Here is a 25,349-nt window from a genome sequence, read left to right on the forward strand (position 1 = left end):
TACCGGTGAGCGGCCTGCTCGACCCGCTCTATCTGGCCAGGCGCAGTCTGCTCATCGATCGCCTCCATGCCGCACCGACTCCGGTCGATGCCGGGGTTCCCGGCTTGCGCCGGGCGGCGCTGGCGACCCCGCCCGAGGCCGCTGCCCCCTCGCCATCGCCGGCGGAGCGCCCTAAGGAAGGCGAATGAGTGACGACGCCGTCCAGATCATCGCCCGCGGGCCCCGCGCCATCGCCGAAGCCGCCGCCGCCGCCCTGGACGCCGATCCGCGCCTGGAGGCTGCCACCTACTCCATCCTGGAGGAGGACGAGGACCGCGACGTCTGGCGCATAGACGCCTTTCCCACGACGGCGGAGGAGGTCGACGCCCTACGCTTCCGGCTGGCGGACTTCCCCGGCCTGGTCACGACGGTCGAGGCCCTGGCCGATGCCGACTGGCTGGCCATGTCCCTGTCGGGCCTGCCGCCCGTCCGGGCGGGTCGCTTCTTCGTCTACGGCGCCCATGACCAGGGCCGGATCCCGGTCAATGCGGTCGCCCTGCGCATCGAGGCCGGCGCGGCCTTCGGAACGGGCCACCACGGCACGACAGTGGGCTGCCTCCTGGCCTGGAACGACCTGATCAAGGCCCGGCGCTTCGACAAGGTACTGGACGTCGGCGCCGGCACCGGGGTCCTGGCCATTGCCGCCGCCCGGACCGGGGCCCGGCTGGCCCGCGGCACGGACATCGACGCCCCCTCCGTCCGCATCGCCCGGGAAAACGCCGCCCTGAACGGGGCCCGGGCCGAGTTCGTCCACGCCTCGGGCCTTGGCCACCAACGCGTACGCTCAGCGGCGCCATACGACCTGGTCTTCGCCAACATCCTGGCCCCGCCCCTGGTGGCCTTGGCCCAGGACATCCGCGGTGCCCTGCGGCCCGGCGGTGTGGCCATCCTGTCCGGCCTCCTGCGCACCCAGGAACGCCGGGTGCTGGCGGCCTATCGCTCCCGCGGTTTCCGCCTGCTGCGCCGCATCCACCGCGACGCCTGGGCGACACTCGTCCTCGAGAGGCCCTGAGCCCCCAAAACCCTGACGCTTCAGGCGACCACCCGGCCCGCACCCAGTTCGGCACACCAGTGCTTCAGGCGCTCCTGCAGGCGCTGGTTGACCAGGTAGGCGCTGAGTTCTTCCACATCGACCGCTTCGACCTCGTCGAAGGCGAAGGCGTCCTCGCCATGGGCCTTCCAGGCCGCCTGCATCTCGCGGTTGGGCGAGCCGCCGTGCCGGAGGCTGAACCAGATGCTGTTCTGCTGGGAGTCGAGGTTCCGGCTGACCCCCAGCCAGACCTTCCCCTCCGGCGCGCAGGCCACCCGGAAGATTCCCGCCCGGGACTTGCGCCCCTCCTTCCAGGCCTGAACAGTGTCTCGGCGGCGTTGCTTGTCCACGGTCTCATCCTCGACGTGAGCCAGGCTCCTTACAGCGGCGACCCGCCTTCGTCAATTATACCCGGATGTTATTAGCGATTGGCCGCGCGCCATTCATCCGCCAGCAGCGCGTAGACATAGCTGTCGCGCCAGCCGTCGTGGGCCTTGAGGTTCTTCAGTAGATGGCCTTCGCGGCGCATCCCCACCTTCTCCATGATCGCATAGGAGCCGTGGTTACGGGCGTCGCAGGTGGCCCAGACGCGGTGGTGGCCCAACTCCGTGACGGCGATCCGGGCTAGGGCTCGGGCCGCCTCGGTCCCATAGCCCTTCCCCCACGCATCCCGGCTGTAGCAATAGCCGAAGGCGCTGTTGTCGCTGTTGGCGTCGTGCAGAGAGATGGAGCCGATCATTTCAGACGTTACCTTCACCTCGACGGCCAGGCTCAACTCCTCCCGGGGCCAGGTCTTCTGCCGTTCAAGATTGCGGTCCAGCACCTCTCGGGTGACCTCCAGGGTGTTGGGGCCCCAGGCCATGTAGCGCACCACCTCCGGGTCGGTGGCGTAGGCGTGGATAGCGTCGAAGTCGTCTTCACGGAAGTCGCGCAGCAAAAGCCGCTCGGTCTCGATAGGAAGCCAGGATGGAGTGGACATGGGAAGGATCCGATTCAGGAGGATCGGACGGTTCCTGGTTTTGCCAGACCCCGGCCGATGTTGGCGGGGTCTGGTTCGAGGCGGCGTCAGCTCAAGGCGTGCGCGTTCGAACGACCCCTGGGGGGCCGTTGGAATTGGAGCAAAGAAGAGCCTCAGCGCGAACCATGGGCGGCGTGTAGCCGAGCTTGCCGCCAAACTGCAAGATTGCGACCTTTGCGCACCCCACAAGTCGGGCCTAAATAGCGCTCATGCGCCAGAGCTTCAAAGAGTCCGCCGATCCCTCCTACGGGTCCCTCCACCTGCCCCGCATCCGCGCCGCCATGGCTGCCCAGGGGCTCGACGGCCTGCTCGTGCCCCACGAGGACGAGCACCAGAACGAATACCTACCGGGCGCCAACGACCGGCTGGCCTGGGCCACGGGCTTCACGGGCTCGGCCGGGGCGGCTGTCGTCATGGCCGACCGGGCCGCTGTCTTCGTGGACGGTCGCTACACCATCCAGGTCCGCGCCCAGGTGGATGCGTCCCTGTTCGAGATCTGCGACCTGGTGGTCGGCGGGGTCCCCGGCTGGATCGAGGCCCATACCCGGCCCGGCCAGGTGATCGGCTATGATCCGCGCCTGCACAGCCCCGACGCCCTGGGCTATCTGAAGAACGCTGCAATCCGGTCCGGCGCGACCCTCAAATCCCTGGACCCCAACCCCCTGGACGTCGCCTGGGGTGCCGATCGGCCGGCCCAGCCCGCTGCGCCGGTGCGCCCCCACGCCCTAGAACTGGCCGGCGAGGAGTCCACAGCCAAGCGCGCGCGCCTGGGCGAGGGCCTGGTCGCGAAGGGAGCCGAGGCCGCCGTCCTGACCGCCCCGGCCTCCATCGCCTGGCTGTTCAACGTCCGCGGTGGGGACGTCAGCCGCACCCCCCTGCCCCTGGCCCAGGCCATACTGAACCGCGACGGTTCGGCCCGGCTCTTCCTGGACCCGGCCAAGGTCACCCCCGAACTCCCAGCCTGGCTGGGCAATGGCGTGTCCCTCGAAACGCCGGCGGACCTGCCCAGCGCCCTGGCGGCGCTGAAGGGCAAGGTCGTCCTGGTCGACCCGGCCCAGTCGCCGTCCTTCTACTTCGACGCCCTGGAGGCCGCCGGCGCTCGGGTGCTACGGGGCGAAGACCCCTGCGCCCTGCCCCGGGCCTGCAAGAACCCGGTGGAGATCGCCGGCTCCCGCAGCGCCCATGTCCGGGATGGCGTCGCCCTGACACGCTTCCTGCACTGGGTGGCGACGGAGGCCCAGGCCCTGCTGCCCGACGAGATCGAGGTTGCCAGCCGGCTCGAGGCCTTCCGCGAGGAGGTCGAGGGCCTGTCCGACCTGTCCTTCGACACCATCGCTGCCGCCCAGGGCAACGCCGCCCTGCCGCACTACCACCCCACTGAAAAGACCAATACCCGCACGGTGCCGGGCACCCTCCTGCTGGTGGACTCCGGCGGCCAGTATCCAGACGGCACCACCGACGTGACCCGGACCATGGCCATCGGGACGCCCAGCCGCGAGATGTGCGAGCGCTTCACCCTGGTGCTCAAGGGCCACCTGACCCTGGCCGGCCTGCGGTTCCCGGAAGGCACCTCGGGGTCGGCGGTGGATGCCTTCGCCCGGGCCGCCCTCTGGTCGCGGGGCCTGGACTACGACCACGGCACAGGCCACGGCGTCGGCGTCTTCCTCGGCGTGCACGAGGGCCCGCACCGGATCGCCAAGGCGCCCAACGCCGTGGCCCTGCAGCCGGGCATGATCGTCTCCAACGAGCCCGGCTATTACAAGGAAGGCGCCTACGGCATCCGGATCGAGAACCTGCAGTACGTCACCTCGCCCCGGACCATCCCCGGCGGTGACCGACCCATGCTGGGCTTCGAGGCCCTGACCCTGGCCCCCATCGACCGGACCCTGATCCTGCCCGACCTGCTCACGGCCGAAGAGCGCAACCAGCTCGACGCCTACCACGCCCGGGTCCTGAGCGAGATCGGCCCGCACCTGGACGCCCCGGTCCGCGCCTGGCTGGAGGGTGCCTGCGCGCCCATCTCGGCGCGGGGTGCGTAATGCGGAAGGCGGGGCGGCTTCCCCTCAACGCGCTCCGACTGCTGCCGGCGATCCTGCTCGGGCTGGCCCCCCTGGCCGCTAGGGCGGAGGACGCCTTCTGCCCGGCGCGCCCCGGCCAGACCACGCCGCCCTGCGTCACCGCCCCCGGCCAGACCCTGGTAGAGGCGAGCCTGGCGGCATGGACCCGGGGCGCTTCCTCCGGCGGCGGGGAACATCAGTTCACCCTCGCCGCGCCCATGCTTCGCGTCGGCCTCACCCCAGGCCTGGAGGCCCAGATCGGCTGGGCAGGCCTGACCTGGTCTCCAGACAGCGCAGAGGGCGCAGGAACCCAGTCCCACCGGGGCGAAGCCGGCGACCTGACCCTGGGCGCCCTCTACGGCCCCGGCGGGCCAGATGCAGCCTTCGCCCTGCAGGGCTTCGTCACCCTGCCCACGGGCCAGGGACGGGCGACGGCGGGAGACTGGAGCGCCGGCCTCCGCATTCCCCTCGCCCGGAGCCTCGACGGGGGATGGCAGGTGGCCCTGACGCCCGAGGCAGACCTCGCCGTCAACGCCTCTGGCCAGGGCCGCCACGCCGCCTTCGGGGTCGCCGCCGGGGTCTCCCGGGAGGTCCGTGAAGGGGTTGTCGCGGGGGTCGATATCAGCCTGTTCCGGGACCTCGATCCCGAAGGCGCCGGAACCCGGTCCGCCGTCTCTGCAACCCTGGCCTGGCAGGTCAGCCCGAACGCCCAGTTCGATATCGGCGCAGGCTTCGGACTGACAGCTGACAGTCCCCGCACCCTGATCGCCATCGGCTTCGCCCGTCGGCTCTAGCCCACCCCCTCAGCCGGCCTGGCCCTCGGGTGAGGCGGGGGAACCGAAGGACATGCAGTCATCGAAGACGGAGAAATTGTAGGTTTTGAATTCCATGAGCGAACCCCTGACAGAGGACGCGGCCCTGGCGCTGCTCAGCCCCGAACCCGGGTTGATCATTTTGATGTGCGGCGTTGCCGGCAGCGGCAAGACGAGCTTCTCCACACGACTGGCCTCAAAAGGCTTCACGCGCCTGTCAATCGACGAAGAAATTTGGGGCCGCTTCGGTCGGTATGGCCTCGACTACCCACCAGAAGACTATCCCGGCCACGTCGCTGTGGCACGAGACGCGATAAAGGACGTCCTACTTCAGCTACTCGCCAGGAGGCAGCCGGCGGTCGTGGACTCAAGTTTCTGGAGTCGGGCCCACCGCGATAGCTACAAGGACCTCATAGAAAGCGCGGGCGGTGCATGGCGGCTGGTCTATCTACGCGCGCCTGAAAGCTTGCTCCGTGATCGTCTGGAGGCGAGAGGCCGGAGGTTCGATGCGAACGCGGCATTTCCCATTGGCGCAGATGTCCTCGCCAAATTCCTCAAAGACTTCCAGGCGCCAATCGATGAGGGCGAAATGGTCGTTGCGGTCAGATGACCGCAGGGAAGTCCAGAATATGCTGACGGGTCCAGTATTCCCCCGCTGCGGTGCTTTCAGAGCGGCGGGGCGTCGGAGATCGGGCAGCGGGGAGGCGGGCCCCCTCCGACCCGGGGATTATGCCCCGGTCCACCTCCCCCAAAGAGGTGGAGGATTTAGCCTCTCAAATGCTCCAGCTCAGGGGGAGTTCCCGGCGCAGCCCGGTGAGGGGGTCAACGGCATCTCAGCTGCCCCCTCCGTCCCGGGGCTGGCGCCCCGGTCCACCTCCCCCGAAGTGGTGGAGGATTTACCCGCTCTCTAATTGCTCCACCTCAGGGGGAGCTCCGGGCGAAGCCCGGTGAGGGGGTCAACGGGGCTGCGGTTGTCCCCCTCAGGCCTTGGGGTGAAGGAACCAAGGAACCCGTTGCGTTGCTGTTGGCGGATCTCCGGCGAAGTCGGGTCAGTTAGATACGCCCCCGCCACCTCGCCTCTCAGTCGGCACCCAGGACCTCGGCCACCCGCTCTGGCTCGGCTTCGATCAGGCGCAGATAGGCCCGGACGGCGACAGGAGGGAGGGTCCGCCCAATCTCGTACTGGCGAATGTTGGCCAGGGGGATCGAATACCGTTCAGCAAACGCCGCCTGAGAGAGGCCAAGGTGGCGCCTGAGTTTGCGTAGCCGCCGTCCCATCTGCGCCCGCTCAAGCCCGGCAAAGCTGACATCCCTGTCCTCGGGGTCGCCCGGGTCAGCCGGGACCGCCGGGACCGCCGTGATAGATTCCCTGCTCACCTGAATTGCTCCTTCGCACAGAGAGAAACCGGACCCCATGCGCCAGGGACGCGCCGTGCTTGGCCAGGTTGCCGATATCCTTATCGGGGTCGAACTCGATCTCCAGACACTGGAGGTGTGTGAATCACACAGTGATGTCAAGGTCGCGGAAGCCCTCTGCGGCCCCGGCGCTGGTGCCCCAGTCCACCTCCCCCTAGGGGGATGAATCGGAGCGCCCGTTGCCCTTCTTATGAAGAAGGCGCGTCGCCGATCATCTCCAGCCACTCCGCCTCCGTCAGGACCTGGATCCCGAGGGCCTCGGCCGTCTTCAGCTTTGACCCGGCGCCCGGACCGGCGACGACGATGTCGGTCTTCTTCGACACCGAGCCCGCCACCTTGGCGCCCAGGGCCTCGGCCCGGGCCTTGGCCTCGTCGCGGGTCATGCGCTCAAGGGCACCGGTGAAGACCACGGTCTTGCCGGCCACGGCGGTGTCGCTGCGGGGGGCCTCGGCGTCGCGGATGGTCAGTTCTGCCGTCAGTTCGCTGACGATGCGGCGGTTGTGGGCCTCGCCGAAATAGGCCGCGGCGGCCTCGATGACGGCGCCGCCCACCTGGTCGAGAGCGTCCAGCTCCTCCATGGCCTCAGGATCCCGCTCGGCCACCCGGTCCATGGCGGCGAGGAAGGCCTGCGCCGAGCCGTAGCCCCGGGCCAGGACCATGGCCGTCGTCTCGCCGATATGGCGGATGCCCAGGCCGAAGATGAAGCGGTCCAGGGGGATGGCCCGGCGCGCCTCGATGCCGGCGACCAGGTTGGCGACGCTGGTCTCGCCGTAGCCGTCCAGGGTCCGCAGTTCGTCCAGCCGTCCGGCGTCCCGGGCCAGGCGGAAGATGTCGGCGGGCTCGCGCACCCACCCCAGGTCGAAGAAGGCCGCCAGCTGTTTCTCGCCCAGGCCCTCGATGTCGTAGGCCCGGCGGGAGACGAAGTGGCGCAGGTGCTCAATGCGCTGGAAGGGACAGGCGAACTCCCCCGAGCAGCGGCGCACCACCGTCTCGGCGCCCGAGGCGGTGGTCTCGCGCACCAGGGGCGTGGCCAGGGGACAGGGACAGGTCCCGGGGAATTCGAAGGGCGGCGGCGGGGGGTCAGGCCGCTCGGAGGCCACCACGCCGACAATCTGGGGAATGACGTCCCCGGCCCTTTGGAGGATGACCGTGTCTCCGACCCGGATGTCCTTTCGGGCGATCTCGTCGGCATTGTGCAGGGTGGCGTTCTCCACCACCACGCCGCCCACCGTGACCGGGGTCAGGCGGGCCACCGGCGTCACCGCCCCGGTACGCCCCACCTGCAGGTCGATGGCCATGAGCACGGTCCGGGCCTGCTCAGCGGGGAACTTGCGGGCGACAGCCCAGCGCGGCGTGCGGGTGACGAAGCCCAGCCTCTGCTGCCAGTCCAGCCGGTCGACCTTGTAGACCACGCCGTCGATGTCAAAGCCCAGGTGCGGCCGCGCCGCCTCCATCTCCCGATAGGCTTCCAGCAGGCCCTGCGCACCCTCGACCCGGCGCGACTGGGGCGTGGTAGCGAAGCCCCAGGCCTTGAGCCGCGCAAGGGCCTCCCACTGGGCCGGGGCGAAGGGGGCGCTGACCTCCCCCCAGGCATAGGCGAAGAAGCCAAGGGGCCGGGTGGCGGTGATCCGCGGGTCGATCTGCCGCAGGGAGCCGGCGGCGGCGTTGCGGGGGTTGGCGTAGGTCTTCTGCCCGGCGGCCTCGGCCTGGGCGTTCAGCTCGGCGAAGGCGGCGTGGGAGAGATAGACCTCGCCCCGCACCTCGACGACGTCGGGCCAGCCTTCCCCGGCCAGGCGACGGGGAATGTCGGTGATGGTGAGGAGGTTGGCGGTGACGTCCTCGCCCACCCGGCCGTCACCCCGGGTGGCGCCGCGCACCAGGACGCCGCCCTCGTAGCGCAGGGAGGCCGAGAGCCCGTCGATCTTGGGCTCCGCCGTGTAGGCGATGGCGGACTCGTCGAGCCGCAGGAACCGCCGGATACGGGCGTCGAACTCCTCCGCCTCGGCGTCGGAGAAGGCGTTGTCCAGGGACAGCATGGGCACGCCGTGCTCGACCGCCGAGAACTGGTCCGACCGCACCGAGCCGACCCGGAAGGACGGGGAGTTTTCCCGCATCAGATGGGGGAAGCGGGCCTCGATCCCGGCATTGCGCTGGCGTAGGGCGTCGTAGTCGGCGTCCGAGATGACCGGCGCATCGGCCTGGTGATAGGCCAGGTCATGGGCGGCGATCGCGTCGGCCAGCCGGGTCAGGTCTTCGGCCGCCTGCGCCTCGGTCAGGTCGGAGACGGGGATCTCAGGCATGCATCAGGGCCCGGGCTGCGGCGCGCGCCTCGTCCGTTATCTGGGCTCCGGCCAGCATGCGGGCGATCTCCTCTTCCCGGGCGATGGGGTCCAGGATCTCGACCCCGGTGCGCAGGCCCTCCGCGTCGCCGGCCTTGGCGATGCGCCAGTGGGCGTCGGCCCGGGCCGCCACCTGGGGGGAGTGGGTGACCACAAGGACCTGACCCTCCGCGGCCAGGCGCTTCAGCCTCTTTCCTACGGCGTCGGCCACGGCGCCCCCGACCCCCTGGTCCACCTCGTCGAAGATCATCAGGGGCGGCTCTCCCCCCCGGCCCGCCAGGGAGGCCTTGAGGGCCAGGGCGAAGCGGGAGAGTTCCCCGCCCGAGGCCACGGTGGTCAGGTCGCCGAAGGGCGCGCCCGGGTTGGTGGCAACCTCGAACCCGACCCGGTCGGAGCCTCCCGGGCCGGAGCGGTCTGGCGCCAGGGGCGTCAGCCCGACCCGGAACCGGGCCCGCTCGAGCTTGAGGGGCGGAAGTTCGGCCTCGACCGCCCGGGACAGGGCGTCGGCGGCCAGGCGCCGCGCCGCCGACAGGGCTCCCGCGGCCTCAAGATAAGCAGATTGCGCCTGCAGGGCGGCCTGCCGGACGGCACTGGCCTGGGCGTCACCCGACTCCAGGCGCGCCAGGCGCTCGGCGAGGGCCTTACGGCGTACGGGCAGCTCTTCCACCGCACACCCCAGCTTCCGGGCCGCCGCCCGCAGGGCGAACAGGCGCTCCTCCGCCGTCTCAAGGTCATCGGGACGGAAGGCGAAGGCCGTCGCGGCCGCTTCGACGGAGGACTCAGCCTCCTGGAGACCACTGAAAAGAGAGTCGAGGGCGGATTCCGCCTCGGCCAGGCGCTGTACAGCCGCACCCTCCGCATCCGCCCCCGCCTGCAGGGCCCGGCTTCGGGCCTGGCCCAGGGCCCGGAGGGCACCGGCCAGACGCGCGGACAGGCCGTCCAGCGCCTCCCCGGCCTGGGAGATGTCGGCCAAGGCCTTCTCTGCCGCCCCGAGGACGGCGCGGGTCTCGGCCAGGGCGGCCTCTTCCCCGGCCTCGGGCGCTAGCTGGTCCAGTTCGGCCAGGATGCGCGAGGCCTCCTCGGCCTCGGCGGCGCTCGCGGCGGCGTCGCGGGTCAGGGCCTCCAGGGCCGCCTCCGCCTCGCGCCAGGCCTTCCAGGTCTCGCCGGTCCTGCGGACCGCATCGGTGCATCCACCAAAGGCGTCGAGCAGGTCCCGATGGGTGCGCGAATCCAGCAGACCGACCGTTTCATGCTGGCCGTGAACCTCGACCAGCAGGGCGCCGATCTCCCGCAGGGCGGCGACGCTGGCGGGCTGGTCGTTGATGAAGGCCCGGCTCCGGCCATCGGCGGCCAGGACGCGGCGCAGGATCAGGTCCTCGCCAGGCGCAGCTTCAAGCCCCCGGGCCTCGAGGAGGCTCCAGACCGCATGGCCCGGAGGAAGGGAAAAGGCTGCGGCGGCGCTGGCCTGGCTGGCCCCCTGGCGGACCAGGCCCGATTCCGCCCGGGTGCCGGTCGCAAGACCCAGGGCGTCGAGGAGGATGGACTTGCCGGCGCCGGTCTCACCCGTGAGGGCCGTCAGCCCTGGACCTACGACCAGGTCCAGGCTCTCGATCAGGACGACATCGCGGATCCAGAGGCCGGTGAGCATGGGGACAGGTTCGCCGCGAATCGGCTGGACGGGAAGTCCGCCCGAGCGTCGGAGACGGGTCAGCCCGCCCCGGGGGGCCGGGGCGCCTCGGCGACGGCGGGTGGGAGGGTCTTGGCGGGATCCTTGGAGAAGGGTAGCTGGAACCCGCGCTTGCCTTTCGCATTGGGAACCACAGCAGGTTTCAGGTCCTTGGAGGTCAGGAGGCTGTAGGCCTCGCTGTACCAATAATCACCGGGATAGTTGAAGCCCAGGACAGCGCCATTGCGCTTGGCCTCCTCAGCGAGGCCCAGGGTGAGGTTGGCCTCGACCAGGCGATACAGTGCCTCGGGAGCGTGGGTGGTCGTCTGGTAGCGTTGCAGGACGGTCTGGAAACGCCCAATGGCCGCCAGCGTGTCACCGTTCCGGAGGTAATACCGCCCCACGGACATCTCCTTGCCCCCGAGCTGGTCATTGACCATGTCGATCTTCAACCGGGCGTCGGCGGCGTACTCGGTCTGCGGATACCTCTGCGCAACATCCCGCAGGGCCGCGAGCGCCTGTCCAGTCGAGGCCTGGTCACGGCCCACGTCGACGATCTGGTCAAAGTAGCAGATGGCCTTGAGGTAGTGGGCATAACCGGCAGAGGGGTTGCCCGGATAGAGCGACAGGAACCGGTCCGCATCGCCGATCGCCTCGATATACTTCCCCGCCTGGTAGTTGGCGTAGGCGGTCATCAGAATCGCCCGGCGCGACCACTCCGAATAGGGATGCTGGCGCTCGACCTCGGAGAAGTAGTCCACAGCCTGGGTCCACTGGTGCGCATCCAGGCGCGCCGACCCCGTGGAGTAGAGCAGTTCAACAGGCCGCTCTTCGTAGACAAGGCGTTGCTTTTTGGGCTGGGCGGCGCATCCCGAAAGGGCGAGCACCGCCGCAAGGGCCACGAGGGCCGGCGCGGTCCAGGATCTGCGAAGCACGGACACAATCACCTCAAAGGACAAGAGCGCGCCCCCGCGCCTGACCGGTAAAGGTTCTACACGACGCCGGAGCCGACGCCAATGTCCACGGCGCGGCTCAGACCGCTTCGGCCATTTGCGGGGCCAGGGTGCACATCCGCCAGGCGTGGGGCGAGGCCAGCAGGGCCCGAACCACGGCATTGTTCAGGGCGTGACCGGCCAGGACGCCTTCGAACCGGCCGATGACGGGTGCTCCGAGGACGAAGAGATCGCCAATCGCGTCAAGGGCCTTATGGCGGACGAATTCGTCAGGCCGGCGCAGGCCCTCAGCGTTCAGGATCTCATCGCCGTCAATCACGACGGCGTTGTCCATCGAGCCGCCCCGGGCCAGGCCCATGGCCCTCAAGGCCTCGACCTCATGCAGGAAACCGAAGGTGCGGCAGTCGGCAAGCTCTCGACGGAAGGCTTCGCCATCCATCTTCAGGTCCACGGCCTGCCGGCCAATGGCGCGGGAGGCGAAGGCGATCTCGAAGGCCACTTCAAAGCCGTCCGCCGGACGCAGGGCCGCGCGCTTGTCGCCCTCGATCACCTCGACCAAGTCGAGGATCTCAATGTACTGACGAAGCTTTCCCTGCCGGGTCAGACCCGCGGCGTCGAGCCCGTGGACGAAGTCGAGGGCGGAGCCGTCCATGATCGGCATCTCGGGGCCGTCGATCTCGATAAGGGCATTGTCCACACCAACCATGACGAGGGCGGCCATCAGGTGCTCGATGGTGGCGACCGTAACGCCGGCCGCATTGGTGATCACAGTCCCCAGCTGGGTCTTGCAGACCGCCTCGCCGCTGACGGGAACCCGGTTGTCCTGGTCGCAGATGTCCGTCCGCACGAAGACCACCCCGACACCGGCAGGCGCAGGCAGTACGACGACCCGGGCGTGGGCACCCGTGTGAACGCCGATCCCGGCGAACCGCACGGGGCTGCTGACGGTGTGCTGGAACGTAACTTCGGCCAAGACAAGTCTCCGGGTGACAGGGACGAACAAACATTCCGCCAGCCCGGGAGATAAGCGGCTTGCTGCAGTGCCGCAAAACACGTTGCGTTTCGTAATGTTTCCAGGGCTAAGCCCATTGAATCCTGAAGGATTGCGGAAATGGAAAGGGCCCACCGGAGAACCGGCGGGCCCTATAATTCTGACGTCCCGTGAGGGGCCTAGTTCGCCAGGCGGCGCAGGAAGGCCGGGATGTTCAGGTCCTCACCTTCCGGCACGGCCGCCTCTCCAGGCGCCTCGGAAGGCAGGGCACCACCGGCGCGGGGCGAAGCCGCCGTCGCGGGCGGCGGATCAAAGCGCGCCGGGCGCTTGGGGCCCCAGAGACGAAAGCCGCCCGCCTTGGCTGGCGGCGGGGCGATGGATGTCGGGAAGATGCTGTCGAAGTCGTCGTCATCGGCGACCATGGGATCGATGATCTTCTTCACGGCAGGTTCGAGGGGCCGGATCGAGGGACCAGGCTCAGCGGTGGCCACAGGTGCAAGGGTGGCTGACGCCGAGAGGAGGTCGCCCTGCTTGGGGGCCAGGAACTCCGGAGCCGGGCCGGCCGCATCCGAGAACAGGGCGGGCTCGACAGGCGCCGGCTCGGGCGCGGAGAAGATCATCGCCGGAGCCGCGGGCTCGAACCTGGCCTCGGCCTCGACGGACTGGGCCCGGGACGCCAGCTCAGGCAGCGCCTGGGCGGCGACAGGATCGGCGAAGCGAAGGGCCGGCGGCTGGGAGATCGTCCGGGTAGGACGCGGCTCAATGGCCGACATGGACGCCCCGTCCATGCCGGTGGCAACGACCGAGACGCGGATCCTGCCGTCGAGGGACGGGTCGAAGGCGGCGCCGAAGATGATGTTGCCCTCGGGGTCCACCTGCTCCGAAATGGCGTTGGCGGCTTCGTCGACCTCCAGCAGGGTCATGTCGAGGCCGCCGGTGACGTTGACCAAGACGGCCTTGGCGCCGCGCAGGGAGACTTCGTCCAGCAGCGGGTTCTGGATGGCGTTATTGGCGGCCATCAGGGCGCGGTCTTCGCCCTCGGCCTCGCCAGTGCCCATCATCGCCTTGCCCATCTCGGTCATGACCGTGCGGACATCGGCGAAGTCGAGATTGATGAGGCCGGGCAGCACCATCAGGTCGGTGATGGACCGGACGCCGGAATGCAGAACCTGGTCGGCCATGCCGAAGGCTTCGGCGAAGGTCGTCCGCTCGTTGGCAACACGGAACAGGTTCTGGTTCGGGATGACGATCAGGGTGTCGACATACCGCTGCAGCTCGGAAATGCCGCTGTCGGCCAGGCGCATCCGGTGACGGCCTTCAAAATGGAAGGGCTTGGTGACAACACCAACAGTCAGAATGCCGCGCTCGCGGGCGGCCTTGGCGATGATCGGCGCCGCGCCGGTGCCCGTGCCGCCGCCCATGCCAGCGGTGATGAAGACCATGTGGGCGCCGTCGAGGTGCTCACCGATCTCGGGGATAGACTCTTCGGCGGCGCTCATTCCCACCTCGGGATGAGCCCCGGCGCCGAGGCCCTGGGTCACGGTGACCCCAAGCTGGATGCGGCGGTCGGTCTTGGCAAAGGCCAGCTGCTGGGCGTCGGTGTTGGCGACCACGAACTCAACGCCCTCCAGGCCGGCGTCGATCATGTTGTTGACGGCGTTCCCGCCTGCGCCTCCAACGCCGAAGACGACGATGCGCGGCTTGAGTTCGGTCGCGCGCGGCGCGGAAAGTGCAATTGCCATGAGACCCTCGCGTCCTCCGTCAGACGTTTCTCCGGCCCGCTGGAACGCCCAGCAGAACCGGTCCGACGACAGGGTTAACAGTCCCCCCATCGCTCTTAATTTGGTGTTAATGGCTTAGCCCGAGTCGGAGGCCCGTCGAGGCTTGGACACGCTTTCCTGTGCACAAAATCGACGGTTTTGCGACGCTAGGGCGGCACCAGCGCCTCAGAGGTTATCTCTCAGCCAGACGGCGGCGCGAATCATCGGGTTGGTGCGTGAATCCAGGGATTCGCGGCGGACGCCGAGATTGACCAGGGCGCGGGCGGCAACAGCTTCCCGGGGGCCGAAGGCGGCCCTCTGGAGAACTCCCGCGGCAGCGCAGAAGGCCGGTCCCGAGGCTGCGTCAGCAAGATGGGGGACCCGGCGCGGACGGCCCAGCCGGACTGGCCGGTCAAAGACCCTCAGGGCGACCTCGCGGACCCCCGCCAGCTGGCTCGCGCCGCCCGTCAGGATCAGCCCGGCACCCAACTCGACGGAGGCACCCGACGCCTTGAGGCGGTCGCGCAGGAGTTCCATGGTTTCCTCGACCCGGGGGGCGATGATGCCCTTCAGGAGGGACCTGGGGGCAATCACTGGACCGGCTCCCGGGTCGTCCCCTCGAGGCGGAGCCTCGATCATCTCCTTGTCCTCGTTGGCCGAGGCAATGGCCGAGCCATGCAGCGTCTTGATGCGCTCTGCACCGGCCCAGGAGGTGGACAGGCCCCGGGCGATGTCGGAGGTCACATGCTGGCCGCCCACCGGAACTGTCTCGACATGCAGCAGACTGCCACCTGAGAAGATGGCCGCAGAGGTTGAGCCTCCGCCCATGTCTATGCAGACGGCGCCCAGATCCATCTCGTCTTCCTCGAGGGCTGCGAGGGCCGAGACGAAGGGCGCGGCGGCGACGCCCTCGAAGGTCAGGTGGGCCCGCTCGACGCAGGTCGCCAGGACCCGGTAGGCCGCCTCGGTGATGGTCACCACCAGCAACTCGACGCCCAATATGCGTCCGAACATCTGGCGGGGATCCCGGATACCCGACTGCGCGTCAACGCTCCAGGACACCGGCAGGATATGGATGGCCTTGCGGTCCTGCAGCTTCAGCTGGGTCATGGCCGAACGGATGGCCCGGGCGAGGTCGTCATCGGAGATCGGCCGGGCGCCGAGGGAGACCCGTCCTGCCACCCGGCGTCCCGCAAGCTGCCCGCCCGCAGTGGTGACGGTGACGCCCTGAACGCGGACCTCTGCCATGCTCTCGGCGCGCTCAACAGCCTGGGCTACCGCCTCGGAGGCTTCGTCGATATTGATGATCGATCCGTTGCGAACTCCCCGGGACTGGACGTGGGCCACGCCGGCGGTGGTCAGGGTCCGGTCGACCCGCCGGACTCCGTCCGGCTTCATGATGAAGCAGGCGACCTTGCTGGCACCGAGGTCCACTGCAGCGGTGACAGCCTGTCGCCCCAGGGCCGCCTTCAGGCCATCCCGGGACTCCCGACGCGCTTCAATCATGGCCACCTGAAACCCCCATCATCCCTTTGACGCCGCTTCTGGCGGCAGCTCCGGCGAGGCGGCAACCGCCCCTCCGGTCCTCGGGCGCACGGCCATCACGGCCGGGTCCCGCAGGTCCAGGCGTTCGAAGCCGATGCGCATCAGCCCCGACGTCCGGTCCAGTTCATCCAGCCGCCGTAGCGCGGCGGCCTCATCAAGGGCAGGCAGCTGGATCAGCCCCCCTGACCTGAGTCTCAGGTCCCAGCGCCTCTGGTCCACCCGGACCAGGGCCTCCACCTGGGACAGAACCGACGGACGCCGGCTCAATTCAAGAAGAATGGCGGCCGCCGCCTTGTCCGCGCCTGCACCCACGACCAGGGGCAGGCCTGCGAATTGGGCCGGGTCAGCCTCCGGGATCGCGGCGCCCCGGACGTCGATGACCTGCCGCTGCCCTGCGGACTGCCAGACGGCAAGCTGGCGACGCTCGACCACCTGGATGAGGAGGGTATCGGGGAGGAGCCGCACGACCCTGACGTCGTGAACCCAGCCCACCGACTCGATCCGTTGGCGGATGACGTCCAGGTCCATGTCGGCCAGCGGCTGACCCTTATAGAGCCCGGCGGCCTTCAGGATATCGCCGGTCGCAAGGGGGGAGGCACCCTTGACCCGGACGTTATCGAGCCGGAAACCTGAAGCCGCGAGACGCTGGGCGATGTCCGTACGGACGGCCTGGGCCATGCGGGCACCCCGTCCGCCAGTGGCAAGGATCAGGACCAGAGCCGCCAGGATGACCGCGAGAGCCGCCAGCAGGATGGCCGCCGCAGAGGGTCCGCCAGCAGGCGCGGCCCCGCGGCCCCGGGCTGCGGACTGCGCCGCACCCTGCCCGGTCGGCCTAGCCGACGATCCTCCCCGCATGGCCGCGGGCATGGGCGTCCTCCGTGATCCAGAGCACCAATTGGTCGAACGCCACACCGATTGCGGCGGCCTGCTCGGGGACGAGTGAGGTCGGCGTCATTCCGGGCTGCGTATTCACTTCCAGAAGAACCAGAATGTCGTTAACGGCGTCATAACGAAGGTCCGAACGGGTCACACCGGAACAGCCCAGGGCCGCGTGGGAGATCTCAGCCAGGCGACGGGCCCGGTCGGCCACTTGAGGGGAAATCCGGGCCGGAAGCACGTGGGTAGAGCCCCCTTCGCCATACTTGGCCTCATAGTCGTAGAAGCCAGAGGCGGGCACGATCTCGGTCACCATCATCGCCCGGCCGTCCATGACCCCGACAGCGAGCTCAAGCCCCGGGATGTAGGGCTCGACCAGGACCTCTTCGCCCAGGGCCCAGTCGGCGACTGCAATCGCCTGCGGAGGGGTGTTGGCACCCGCCTGGACGATAAAGACCCCGACCGACGAACCCTCGGCGTTAGGCTTGATGACATAGGGTGGGGGCATGACATGGCCTGCGGCGGCCAGGTGCCGATCGTACAGCCCGCCTCCCGGCACGGTCACACCGGCCGCGGAAAGGACCGCCTTGGCGCGGGTCTTGTCCATGGCCAGGGCCGAGGCCAGGACGCCGGAATGGGTATAGGGCAGACCGAGGGTCTCCAGGACGCCCTGGACGCAGCCGTCCTCTCCCCAGACGCCGTGCAGGGCGTTGAAGCAGACGTCCGGAGAGACACGGACCAGCACCTCGGCCAGGTCGCGGCCAGCATCAACCCGGGACACCCGGGCGCCCAGGCGCTCGAGGGCGTCGGCGCAGGCGGTGCCGGAGACCAGGCTCACCTCGCGCTCCGAGGACAGGCCACCAAGAAGGACCGCGACGTGACGACCGGCCAGCGGGCGGGAATCAGGCTCTGGCATGGGCGAACTCCAGAAGAAGGACGGGCCGGGGCGTCGCGCGGACGGCGGTGGCTGTCAAGGCGCGGACGCCGGACGACCGATGCGGCGGATCTCCCACTCCAGGCGGACCCCCGTCCTGGCCTCGACGTCGGCGCGCACCGCCTCGCCCAGGCCCTCGAGGTCCGCCGCCGTCGCCTCGCCGCTGTTGATCAGGAAATTGGCGTGCTGGGGCGAGAACATGGCGCCGCCAAAGGGCCGACCCCGCCATCCGGCCTCGTCCACCAGCTTCCAGGCCGAATGCCCCTCTGGGTTCTTGAAGGTCGATCCGCCGGTCTTCTCGCGGATGGGCTGGCTGGCCTCGCGGCGACGGGTGATCTCGTCCATCCGGGCGGTGATCGCCCCCGGATCATCGGGTTGCCCCTCGAACAGGCCGGCCGTGAAGATCAGGTCGCCCGCGGCCGCCCTGGCGCTGCGCCGGTAGCTGAATCCCATCTCTGTCGCCGGAAGGGTGACGATCCGCCCGTCGCGGGCCACCGCCCGGGCCTCGACCAGGACATCCGCCGTTTCGGCACCATAGCATCCGGCGTTCATTACCAGGGCCCCGCCGATGGAGCCGGGTACGCCCCGGTAGAACTCCAGGCCCGCCAGCCCGGCCGCCGCCGCTTCCCGGGCGAGATGGGCGTCAAGGGCCGCCGCGCCGGCCGTGAGCCGCCGGTCTCCCACCCGCTCGATCCGGGAGAAGGCCCGGCCCGCCAGGCGTATGACAACGCCCTCAACGCCCCCGTCACGCACCAGGGTGTTGGAGCCGACGCCCAGGGGCGTGACCGGCATAGCCGGGTCGAGCGCGGCCAGGAAGCCGGCCAGGTCCGCTTCGTCGGCCGGCAGGAACAGGACGTCGGCCGGTCCGCCAACCCGCAACCAGGTGAAAGGGGCAAGGGGCTCGTCCCTGAGCAGGCGCCCGCGAACCTCTGGCAGCCGGTCCCGCCAGCTCACGGGGCCAGGGCCTCGATCTGGCCAGGCAGGGCGTAGGCCCAGGCGGTGATGTCTCCCGCGCCCAGGCAGATCACGAGGTCGCCGGGCGAGGTCTCGGCACCGATCAGGGCCGCGAGGGCGTCAGGGCCGGAAAGCGCCAGGACCCTGCGGTGCCCATGGCGCCTGAGGCCCTCGACGAGGGAGTCCCGGCTGGCGCCTTCCAGGGGGGCCTCACCCGCCGCGTAGACATCTGAGACGATGACCGTGTCGGCGTCGTTGAAACAGGAACAGAAGTCCTGGAACAGGTCTTTCAGGCGGGAATACCGGTGGGGCTGAACCACCGCCACGACCCGCCCCCCGGTGACCGCCCGGGCCGCCTGCAGGACGGCAGCGATCTCGACCGGGTGATGGCCGTAGTCATCGACGATGCGGACACCCCGGGCGACGCCGGTTGTGGTGAACCTCCGGCGCACACCGCCGAATCCCGCAAGACCGCTGCGTATATCGTCTTCACCGACTCCCAGTTCGCGGGCGACCGCGATGGCCGCGAGGGCGTTCAGCACATTGTGGTGTCCTGCCATGGGCAGGTGCAGGCCGGGCCATTCCAGGGCGGGACCCTCATGGGGCCGGATAACGACGTCGAACCGACAGCCGTCCGGTCCCATCTCGATATGCTCGGCCCGGACCTCGGCCTGGGGATTCACGCCATAGGTCACCAGGTGCCGGTTCTCGACCCGGGCGACCATGGCCTGGACCTCCGGATGGTCCGTGCAGACGGCGGCGAAGCCATAGAAGGGAACGCTCTCCACGAACTCGCGGAAGGCCCGCCGGACGGCGTCGAAGGAACCGTAGTGGTCGAGGTGCTCGGGGTCGATGTTGGTGACGACGGCGCAGGTGGCCCTCAACCGCAGGAAGGTGCCGTCAGACTCGTCGGCCTCCACGACCATCCAGTCCCCCTGCCCCACCTTGGCGTTGGCGCCATAGGCATTGATGATCCCCCCGTTGATCACGGTGGGATCCAGGCCGCCGGCGTCCAGCAGGGCGGCGATCATCGAGGTGGTGGTGGTCTTGCCGTGGGTCCCGCCCACCGCCACCGAGAACTGCAGGCGCATGAGCTCGGCCAGCATCTCGGCGCGGCGGACCAGGGGCAGGCGGCGGCTGCGGGCCTCGACCAGCTCGGGATTATCGGGCCGGATCGCCGTCGAATAGACCACGGCGGAGGCGGCCCCGAGATTGCCGGCCTGCTGGCCGATGAAGATGCGGGCGCCCAGCTTCTCAAGGCGCTCGGTATTGGCGTTGGCGCGGGCGTCCGAGCCCTGCACCGTATAGCCGACCCGCAGCATGATCTCGGCGATGCCGCTCATGCCGATCCCGCCGATCCCGACGAAGTGGACGGGCCCGATGTCGAAGGGGGTGGGCCTTCTGCGGTTCATCCGCGACGTCCTTCTGCAGCGACGGCCTCGACCAGGTCGGCCAGGCGTTCGGCGGCGTCGGGCCGGGAGAGGCTGCGGGCGCCCTCAGCCATCCGGACCAGCCTGTCGGGCTGAGACAGAAGCTTTTCGAGGGCCTTGGACATGGTCTCCACGGTCAGCTGGTCCTCCCGGGCAACCACGGCGCCGCCGGCATCCGCCATGACCTGCGCGTTCTGGCCCTGGTCGTCATCCAGGGCGACCGCCAGCGGCACGAGGATGGCCGGGCGGCCAGCGATCGCGAACTCGCAGACTGAGCCGGCGCCGGACCTGCCGATCACCAGGTGTGCCACCTTCAGGCGGCCAGCCATGTCGCGGAAAAAGGGAGCGATCTCGGCCTTGACGTTGGCGTCGGCATAGACCCGCCGGGCAAGGTCGAGGCTTTCCTTGCGGGTCTGCTGCTGGACCTCAAGCCGATCGCGCAAGGCTTCCGGCAGGGCGGCGATGGCGGCGGGCATCAACTCGGACAGGAGCCGGGCGCCCTGGCTGCCACCGGTGATGAGCAGACGTATCGGGCCCGTCTCGGAAGGCGGGTCATAGGGAACATCGGCGATGGCGCGGATTTCCGCCCGCACAGGATTGCCCACGACGACCGCGCGCTCGGCCACGCCGGGGGGGGCCTTCTGCAGGATCGGAAAGGCGCAGGCCACGGCGCGGACGCGACCGGCGAGGCGGCGGTTGGCGCGCCCCATGACCGCGTTCTGCTCGTGCAGGACGGTCGGCCGGTTCTGCGTCATGGCGGCGAGCAGGCCTGGCGCGGACGGGTAGCCGCCAAAGCCGATCACGACGTCGGGCCGAATCTCGCGATAGGCCGCACGGGCCTGCATGATGCCGGCGAAGATGGCGACGCCCGCCCGGATCATGCCGAGAACGTCGCCAGGGCGGAAGGTGCGGGCCGACAGGCCGATCCGACGCTCGGCCGGGAAGGACTCCGCCAGGGCGGCGACGCGCTCGTCACTGGCCAGGACGATCCGCCAGCCCCGGGCGATCAGGGCCTCCGCGAGGGCCTGGGCCGGGAACAGGTGTCCGCCTGTTCCTCCAGCGGCGACGACAGCGATCTTCTGCATGGGCAGGGTTTAAGGGACTCCCGGAGGGTTGGGTAGGGGCGAAGGCGGCTCAGGCCTGGGCGTAGGCGCCCGGGCGGCTGCGGGTCAGGGCGAGGGCCAGACCCAGGGTCAGGCAGATCGCCAGCATCGAGGACCCTCCATAGGAGATGAAGGGAAGGGTCATACCCTTGGTGGGGATCAGGTTAAGGTTCACGGCCACATTGATCAGGACCTGCTCGCCAACCAGGACGAAGAGGCCCGCGGCCGCGACCTGCTGGAAGGGATCGGAGAGCTTCAGGGCTCGATGGAGCCCGCGGATCACCAGGAAGGCGAAGAGGCCGATCAGGATCAGGGAGAAGATGAGCCCGTATTCCTCGGCCGCGACAGAATAGATGAAGTCGGTGTGCAGATCCGGCACGTGACGCTTCATGACCCCCTCGCCTGGTCCCCGGCCGAATAGGCCTCCCGCAGCGATGGCCTCGGCAGCGCGGTCCACCTGGTGAGTGTCGGAAGCCTCCGGGTTGATGAACCGGTTCACGCGACTGGCCACGTGGGGAAACAGGAAATAGGTCGACATAAGGCCGCCGACGGTGAAGACACCCAGCCCCATCACCCAGGAGATGGGCACTCCCGCCATCCAGAAGGCGGCACCGAAAGCCACCGAGATCAGGATGGTCTGCCCCACGTCAGGCTGGATCAGCAGCAGGGCCACGGAAACCCCGTAGAGAGCGAAGGCGATGGTCACCCCCGGCACCCCCTGCCCTTTCTGCGCCTCTGCGAACATCCAGGCGACCAGGACGATCAGGGCGGGCTTCATGAATTCGGACGGCTGCAGGGAAAAGCCGCCGAGTTCGAGCCATCGCGTCGCGCCCTTGGCGCTGTGCCCGATGAAGGGCAGTGCCGCCATGATGAGGATGGCCGCCAGGTAGATGAAGAAGGCCGCCCTGCGGACCCCGCGATCATCGAGGAGAGAGGCACCGATCAGTATGGTTGCACCGGCGGCGGCGAACACGCACTGCCTCAGGGCGAAGTGGAAGGGGTCGCCGACATTCATCCGGGCCGCAGCGGCGGGACTCGCGGAGAATGACATCGTAACACCAAGGACCATCAGGACGGCCACCGCACCCAGCAGCCAGCGGTCCATGGTCCACCACCAGACCCCGATGCGGGTGCGGTCGGACCGGGCGAAGGCCTGGTGAGCGGGATTCGGGCTCATGCTTCAGCCTCGCCAGCAGCCACCACCCCGGCCAGTTCGCAGACGGCCTCGCGGAAGGCCTCGCCCCGGGCCTCGAAGTCCACAAACTGGTCGAAGGAAGCGCACGCCGGCGACAGGAGCACGATGCCGCCCTCCCCGGACGCCTGGGCGTCGGCGAAGGCCCGGGCCACCGCTGCACCGAGGTGGGTGCAGGCGACGTTGGGGACCTTGCCCTCGAGGGTCTGGGCGAAATCCCCTGCTGCCTCCCCGATCAGATAGGCGCGCGCCACCCGCGGGAAGAGGTCGGAGAGGGACTCGATCCCGCCTTCCTTGGCCCGCCCCCCAGCGATCCAGTAGACTCGCCCATAGCTGGAAAGGGCCTGGCGGGCCGCATCACTGTTGGTGGCTTTTGAGTCATTCACGAAGCGCACGCCCCGGATATGCCCGACGGTCTCCATCCGGTGGGCCAGCCCCGGAAAGCTGAGCAGGCCATCGGCGATGTCGGCGGGGGGGACGCCCAGGCCCCGGACCGCAGCGTAGGCTGCCGCTGCGTTCTGCCAGTTGTGGCGGCCAGGAAGTGAGCGCGCACGGTTGAGGTCGGCGACCTGCACCGCCCTGTCCCCGGTGGCGTCATACAACTGGCCCTGCAGGGCGTAGACGCCCCGGCCGATAGATTTGGAGGCGGAGACCGGCATGATGGTCCGGCGGTTCGCCGACTTCGCCTCGGTGCAGATCCTCTGCCCCCAAGGATCGTCGACCCCGATGACCGAGGTGTCCCCCGGGCCCTGGTTCAGGAGGATCCGACGCTTGGCGGCCACGTAGCCCTCCATGCCCCCATGGCGGTCCAGGTGATCCGGCGAGATGTTGAGCAGGACGGCAACGTCCGGCTTCAGGCTCGAGGTGAGGTCGAGCTGGTAGGAGGAGAGCTCCAAGACGTAGACCGCGCCGCCGTGCATGTCGGGCAGGTCCAGGACCCCCACCCCGATATTGCCGCCGATGCGGGTATCCCGGCCCGCCTGGGCGCAGACATGGCCGATCAGGGCCGTGGTGGTCGATTTTCCGTTGGTGCCGGTGATGGCAACGATGTGCGGGCGCTTGTGCGCAGGGGCCAGGTTGACGCTGCGGGCGAAGAGCTCGACATCACCAAGGATTTCGACCCCGGCCTGTCGGGCCATCTGAACGGTCCAGTGGGGCTCAGGATGGGTCAGGGGCACGCCCGGCGAAAGCATAAGGGCGTCGAACTGGGACCATTCGGCGACCGAGAGATCGACAATCTGGAACCCTTCCGCCTGCGCTGCGGCCAGGCCCTGGGCGCGCTCATCCCAAACCGCCACCTCCGCACCTCCGGCCAGGAGGGCGCGCGCGGCGGCCAGTCCGGTCCGGGCCAGCCCGAAGACCGCGACGGTCTTGCCTTCGAAGCCGCGAACCGGGATCAAGCGACCTCCCCTATCTCAGCTTCAGCGTCGCGAGGCCAAGGATGGCCAGCATGACGGAGATGATCCAGAAGCGGATGACAATGGTCGGTTCCGACCATCCCAGCTTCTCGAAGTGGTGGTGGATCGGCGCCATCAGGAAAATGCGCTTTCCGGTCCGCTTGAAGTAGGCCACCTGGATCATCACCGAGAGGGTCTCGGCCACGAACAGGCCGCCGATCAGGGCCAGGACGACCTCGTGCTTGGTGGCGACGGCGATGGCGCCGAGGGCGCCGCCCAGGGCGAGGGAGCCGGTGTCGCCCATGAAGATGCGGGCGGGCGGGGCGTTGTACCAGAGGAAGCCCAGCCCCGCGCCGATCATCGCCCCGCAGAAGACCGCTATCTCGCCGACGCCGGGAACGAGGTGGAGTTGGAGGTAGGAGGCAAAGACGGCGTTGCCGACCAGATAGGCAATGAGTCCGAAGGCCGCCGCCGCGATCATGACCGGGACCGTCGCCAGGCCGTCCAGGCCATCGGTGAAGTTCACCGCATTGGCGGCACCGACGATCACGAAGGCCCCGAAGGCCAGGTAGAACCATCCGAGGTTGATCAGGAAGTCCTTCAGGACCGGGACCGCCACGCTCGTATAGAGCCCGGAGTCTCCAGCTGTGCTGCGCCCCCAGAGTACCATCATCAGGACTGCGGATCCCGCCAGAAGGGCCTCGACAACGAGGCGGAGGCGTCCAGAGACGCCGGCCGAGCTCTGTCGGGTGACCTTGGCGTAGTCATCCAGGAAGCCCAGGACGCCGAAGCCGGCGGTCACCAGGAGGACGGCCCAGACGTAGACATTTTTGAGGTCGCACCAAAGGAGGGCACCCGTGAACAGGCCGGCGAGGATCATCACCCCACCCATGGTGGGGGTGCCGGACTTCTCGATGATGTGGCGCTCGATACCATCGCTCCGGATGGGCTGACCCTTGCCCTGCCGGGCCTGCATCCAGCGGATGAACCGCGATCCCATGAGGACGACCACGAGTTGGGCCGTGAACAGCGCCATCCCGGTCCGGAAGGTCAGGTATTTCATGAGGTTGAGCAGGGGATGATGCCCCCCCGCTGCCGCCACCTGCTCGTATAGCCAGTACAGCATCAGCCCGCCCCCCCGGCCGAGCGATCCAGGGCCCGAAGCGCACCCGCGACCAGGCCCGCCCGCGACCCATTCGATCCCTTGACCATGACCAGATCGCCTTGCCCGACAGCTGCGGAGATCATGGGCGCCAGTTCCAACGCCTCCACCGCGTAACCTCCGCGCCGAGTCGAAGGAAGGGCGTCCCAGAGGGATTTCATCAGGGGTCCGGCGCAGAAGACCAGGTCAATGCCCGCGTCGGCGATGGGCCGTGCAAGGTCGGCATGGAACCGGGCACCCTCGTCGCCAAGCTCGAGCATGTCTGTGAGGGCAAGGAACCGCCGCCCCAGTGCCCTGCGGACGCCCAGCGAGCCGATGGTCGCGGCCATGGAGATGGGATTGGCGTTGTAGCTCTCGTCGATCAGGGTGAAATCGCCCCTTACGCTGCGGATGAGGCTTTCGGCGCCGCGTCCGGGCAGGGCCTCGAAGGCCGAAAGGGCGGCAAGGCCGTCCTGCTGCGAGACGTCCAGCGCCTCGAGCAGTAGCATCACGGCCATGGCGTTGAGGCCCCAGTGGGCGCCGGTCTGAGACAGGGTCAGGTCCACGGGACGTCCGTCGATCTCACCCCGGATGACGCCGCGACCAGCCTCGACCCCGAAGTCGGTGAGACGGGCGTCAGCCCCTTCCGCCCAGCCGAAGCTGCGCACGACAAGGCCGCGCGCCCGGGCCCGGGCG

The 25,349-nt window shown here is 69.1% G+C and carries 23 protein-coding genes; 5 read left to right on the forward strand and 18 right to left on the reverse strand.

What is annotated here, in order from left to right:
* Both WCJ52_RS02480 and WCJ52_RS02485 read left to right on the forward strand, forming a co-directional pair.
* Positions 1–188, forward strand: a 188-nt coding sequence (locus WCJ52_RS02480) for a hypothetical protein (RefSeq protein WP_336901713.1), incomplete at its 5' end; no start/stop codon positions are given.
* Complete coding sequence (locus WCJ52_RS02485) at positions 185–1,051, forward strand: 50S ribosomal protein L11 methyltransferase (protein ID WP_336901714.1); 867 nt, start codon at positions 185–187, stop codon at positions 1,049–1,051. The genes WCJ52_RS02480 and WCJ52_RS02485, both read left to right, overlap by 4 nt.
* Before the next feature lie 20 nt (positions 1,052–1,071).
* On the opposite strand, the gene WCJ52_RS02490 is transcribed toward WCJ52_RS02485, so the two are convergent.
* Together WCJ52_RS02490 and WCJ52_RS02495 are read right to left on the reverse strand one after the other, a co-directional pair.
* A complete protein-coding gene (locus WCJ52_RS02490) occupies positions 1,072–1,419 on the reverse strand; it encodes a GIY-YIG nuclease family protein (protein ID WP_336901715.1) in 348 nt (115 codons plus the stop codon).
* Between the two features lie 71 nt (positions 1,420–1,490).
* Positions 1,491–2,048, reverse strand: coding sequence for a GNAT family N-acetyltransferase (locus WCJ52_RS02495; RefSeq protein WP_336901716.1), 558 nt, complete (start codon positions 2,046–2,048; stop codon positions 1,491–1,493).
* 248 nt (positions 2,049–2,296) lie between these two features.
* Here WCJ52_RS02495 and WCJ52_RS02500 point away from each other — a divergent pair, with 248 nt between their 5' ends.
* The 3 genes from WCJ52_RS02500 to WCJ52_RS02510 all read left to right on the forward strand — a co-directional run bounded on the left by WCJ52_RS02500 (position 2,297) and on the right by WCJ52_RS02510 (position 5,566).
* Positions 2,297–4,126: an aminopeptidase P family protein gene (locus WCJ52_RS02500; protein ID WP_336901717.1), complete on the forward strand. Its 1,830-nt coding sequence runs from the start codon at positions 2,297–2,299 to the stop codon at positions 4,124–4,126.
* The gene (locus WCJ52_RS02505; RefSeq protein WP_336901718.1) at positions 4,126–4,938 is read left to right on the forward strand and encodes a transporter; all 813 of its coding nucleotides are present in this window, start codon (positions 4,126–4,128) and stop codon (positions 4,936–4,938) included. The genes WCJ52_RS02500 and WCJ52_RS02505 overlap by 1 nt, the downstream gene beginning before the upstream one ends.
* Before the next feature lie 94 nt (positions 4,939–5,032).
* On the forward strand, positions 5,033–5,566 hold the full coding sequence (locus tag WCJ52_RS02510) for an ATP-binding protein (protein WP_336901719.1): 534 nt from the start codon (positions 5,033–5,035) through the stop codon (positions 5,564–5,566).
* Between the two features lie 470 nt (positions 5,567–6,036).
* On the opposite strand, the gene WCJ52_RS02515 is transcribed toward WCJ52_RS02510, so the two are convergent.
* The 16 genes from WCJ52_RS02515 to WCJ52_RS02590 all read right to left on the reverse strand — a co-directional run.
* Entirely contained in the window at positions 6,037–6,333 is a 297-nt protein-coding gene (locus WCJ52_RS02515) for a helix-turn-helix domain-containing protein (protein WP_336901720.1), read from the reverse strand.
* 227 nt (positions 6,334–6,560) lie between these two features.
* Complete coding sequence (gene ligA / locus WCJ52_RS02520) at positions 6,561–8,672, reverse strand: NAD-dependent DNA ligase LigA (protein ID WP_336901721.1); 2,112 nt, start codon at positions 8,670–8,672, stop codon at positions 6,561–6,563.
* On the reverse strand, positions 8,665–10,359 hold the full coding sequence (gene recN, locus WCJ52_RS02525) for a DNA repair protein RecN (RefSeq protein WP_336901722.1): 1,695 nt from the start codon (positions 10,357–10,359) through the stop codon (positions 8,665–8,667). The genes ligA and recN overlap by 8 nt, the downstream gene beginning before the upstream one ends.
* Before the next feature lie 59 nt (positions 10,360–10,418).
* Positions 10,419–11,318 (reverse strand): outer membrane protein assembly factor BamD, encoded by a 900-nt coding sequence (locus WCJ52_RS02530; protein WP_336901723.1) that lies wholly within the window; start codon positions 11,316–11,318, stop codon positions 10,419–10,421.
* Between the two features lie 91 nt (positions 11,319–11,409).
* Positions 11,410–12,303, reverse strand: coding sequence for a UDP-3-O-acyl-N-acetylglucosamine deacetylase (gene lpxC / locus WCJ52_RS02535; RefSeq protein WP_336901724.1), 894 nt, complete (start codon positions 12,301–12,303; stop codon positions 11,410–11,412).
* A gap of 197 nt (positions 12,304–12,500) precedes the next feature.
* Positions 12,501–14,063 carry a cell division protein FtsZ gene (gene ftsZ / locus WCJ52_RS02540; RefSeq protein ID WP_336901725.1) on the reverse strand — a complete coding sequence of 521 codons (1,563 nt, stop codon included), beginning with the start codon at positions 14,061–14,063 and terminating at the stop codon, positions 12,501–12,503.
* Between the two features lie 204 nt (positions 14,064–14,267).
* A complete protein-coding gene (gene ftsA / locus WCJ52_RS02545) occupies positions 14,268–15,593 on the reverse strand; it encodes a cell division protein FtsA (protein ID WP_336901726.1) in 1,326 nt (441 codons plus the stop codon).
* 12 nt (positions 15,594–15,605) lie between these two features.
* Positions 15,606–16,493: an FtsQ-type POTRA domain-containing protein gene (locus tag WCJ52_RS02550; protein WP_336901727.1), complete on the reverse strand. Its 888-nt coding sequence runs from the start codon at positions 16,491–16,493 to the stop codon at positions 15,606–15,608.
* Positions 16,459–17,418 carry a D-alanine--D-alanine ligase gene (locus tag WCJ52_RS02555; protein WP_336901728.1) on the reverse strand — a complete coding sequence of 320 codons (960 nt, stop codon included), beginning with the start codon at positions 17,416–17,418 and terminating at the stop codon, positions 16,459–16,461. Before WCJ52_RS02555 ends, WCJ52_RS02550 begins: the two co-directional genes overlap by 35 nt.
* 54 nt (positions 17,419–17,472) lie before the next feature.
* Positions 17,473–18,390 (reverse strand): UDP-N-acetylmuramate dehydrogenase, encoded by a 918-nt coding sequence (gene murB, locus WCJ52_RS02560; RefSeq protein WP_336901729.1) that lies wholly within the window; start codon positions 18,388–18,390, stop codon positions 17,473–17,475.
* Entirely contained in the window at positions 18,387–19,802 is a 1,416-nt protein-coding gene (gene murC, locus WCJ52_RS02565; RefSeq protein WP_336901730.1) for a UDP-N-acetylmuramate--L-alanine ligase, read from the reverse strand. Before murC ends, murB begins: the two co-directional genes overlap by 4 nt.
* Positions 19,799–20,905: an undecaprenyldiphospho-muramoylpentapeptide beta-N-acetylglucosaminyltransferase gene (murG, locus tag WCJ52_RS02570; protein ID WP_336901731.1), complete on the reverse strand. Its 1,107-nt coding sequence runs from the start codon at positions 20,903–20,905 to the stop codon at positions 19,799–19,801. Before murG ends, murC begins: the two co-directional genes overlap by 4 nt.
* Positions 20,906–20,954: 49 nt before the next feature.
* A complete protein-coding gene (gene ftsW, locus WCJ52_RS02575; RefSeq protein WP_336901732.1) occupies positions 20,955–22,100 on the reverse strand; it encodes a putative lipid II flippase FtsW in 1,146 nt (381 codons plus the stop codon).
* Positions 22,097–23,515, reverse strand: a complete 1,419-nt coding sequence (murD, locus tag WCJ52_RS02580) for a UDP-N-acetylmuramoyl-L-alanine--D-glutamate ligase (protein ID WP_336901733.1) — start codon at positions 23,513–23,515, stop codon at positions 22,097–22,099. The genes ftsW and murD overlap by 4 nt, the downstream gene beginning before the upstream one ends.
* A gap of 10 nt (positions 23,516–23,525) precedes the next feature.
* Positions 23,526–24,638 (reverse strand): phospho-N-acetylmuramoyl-pentapeptide-transferase, encoded by a 1,113-nt coding sequence (gene mraY, locus WCJ52_RS02585; protein WP_336901734.1) that lies wholly within the window; start codon positions 24,636–24,638, stop codon positions 23,526–23,528.
* Positions 24,638–25,349: cyanophycin synthetase (locus tag WCJ52_RS02590; RefSeq protein ID WP_336901735.1), on the reverse strand; the 712-nt coding region annotated here is incomplete at its 5' end. The genes WCJ52_RS02590 and mraY, both read right to left, overlap by 1 nt.

The sequence above is a fragment of the Phenylobacterium sp. genome, from assembly GCF_037138395.1.
Lineage (GTDB): Bacteria > Pseudomonadota > Alphaproteobacteria > Caulobacterales > Caulobacteraceae > Phenylobacterium.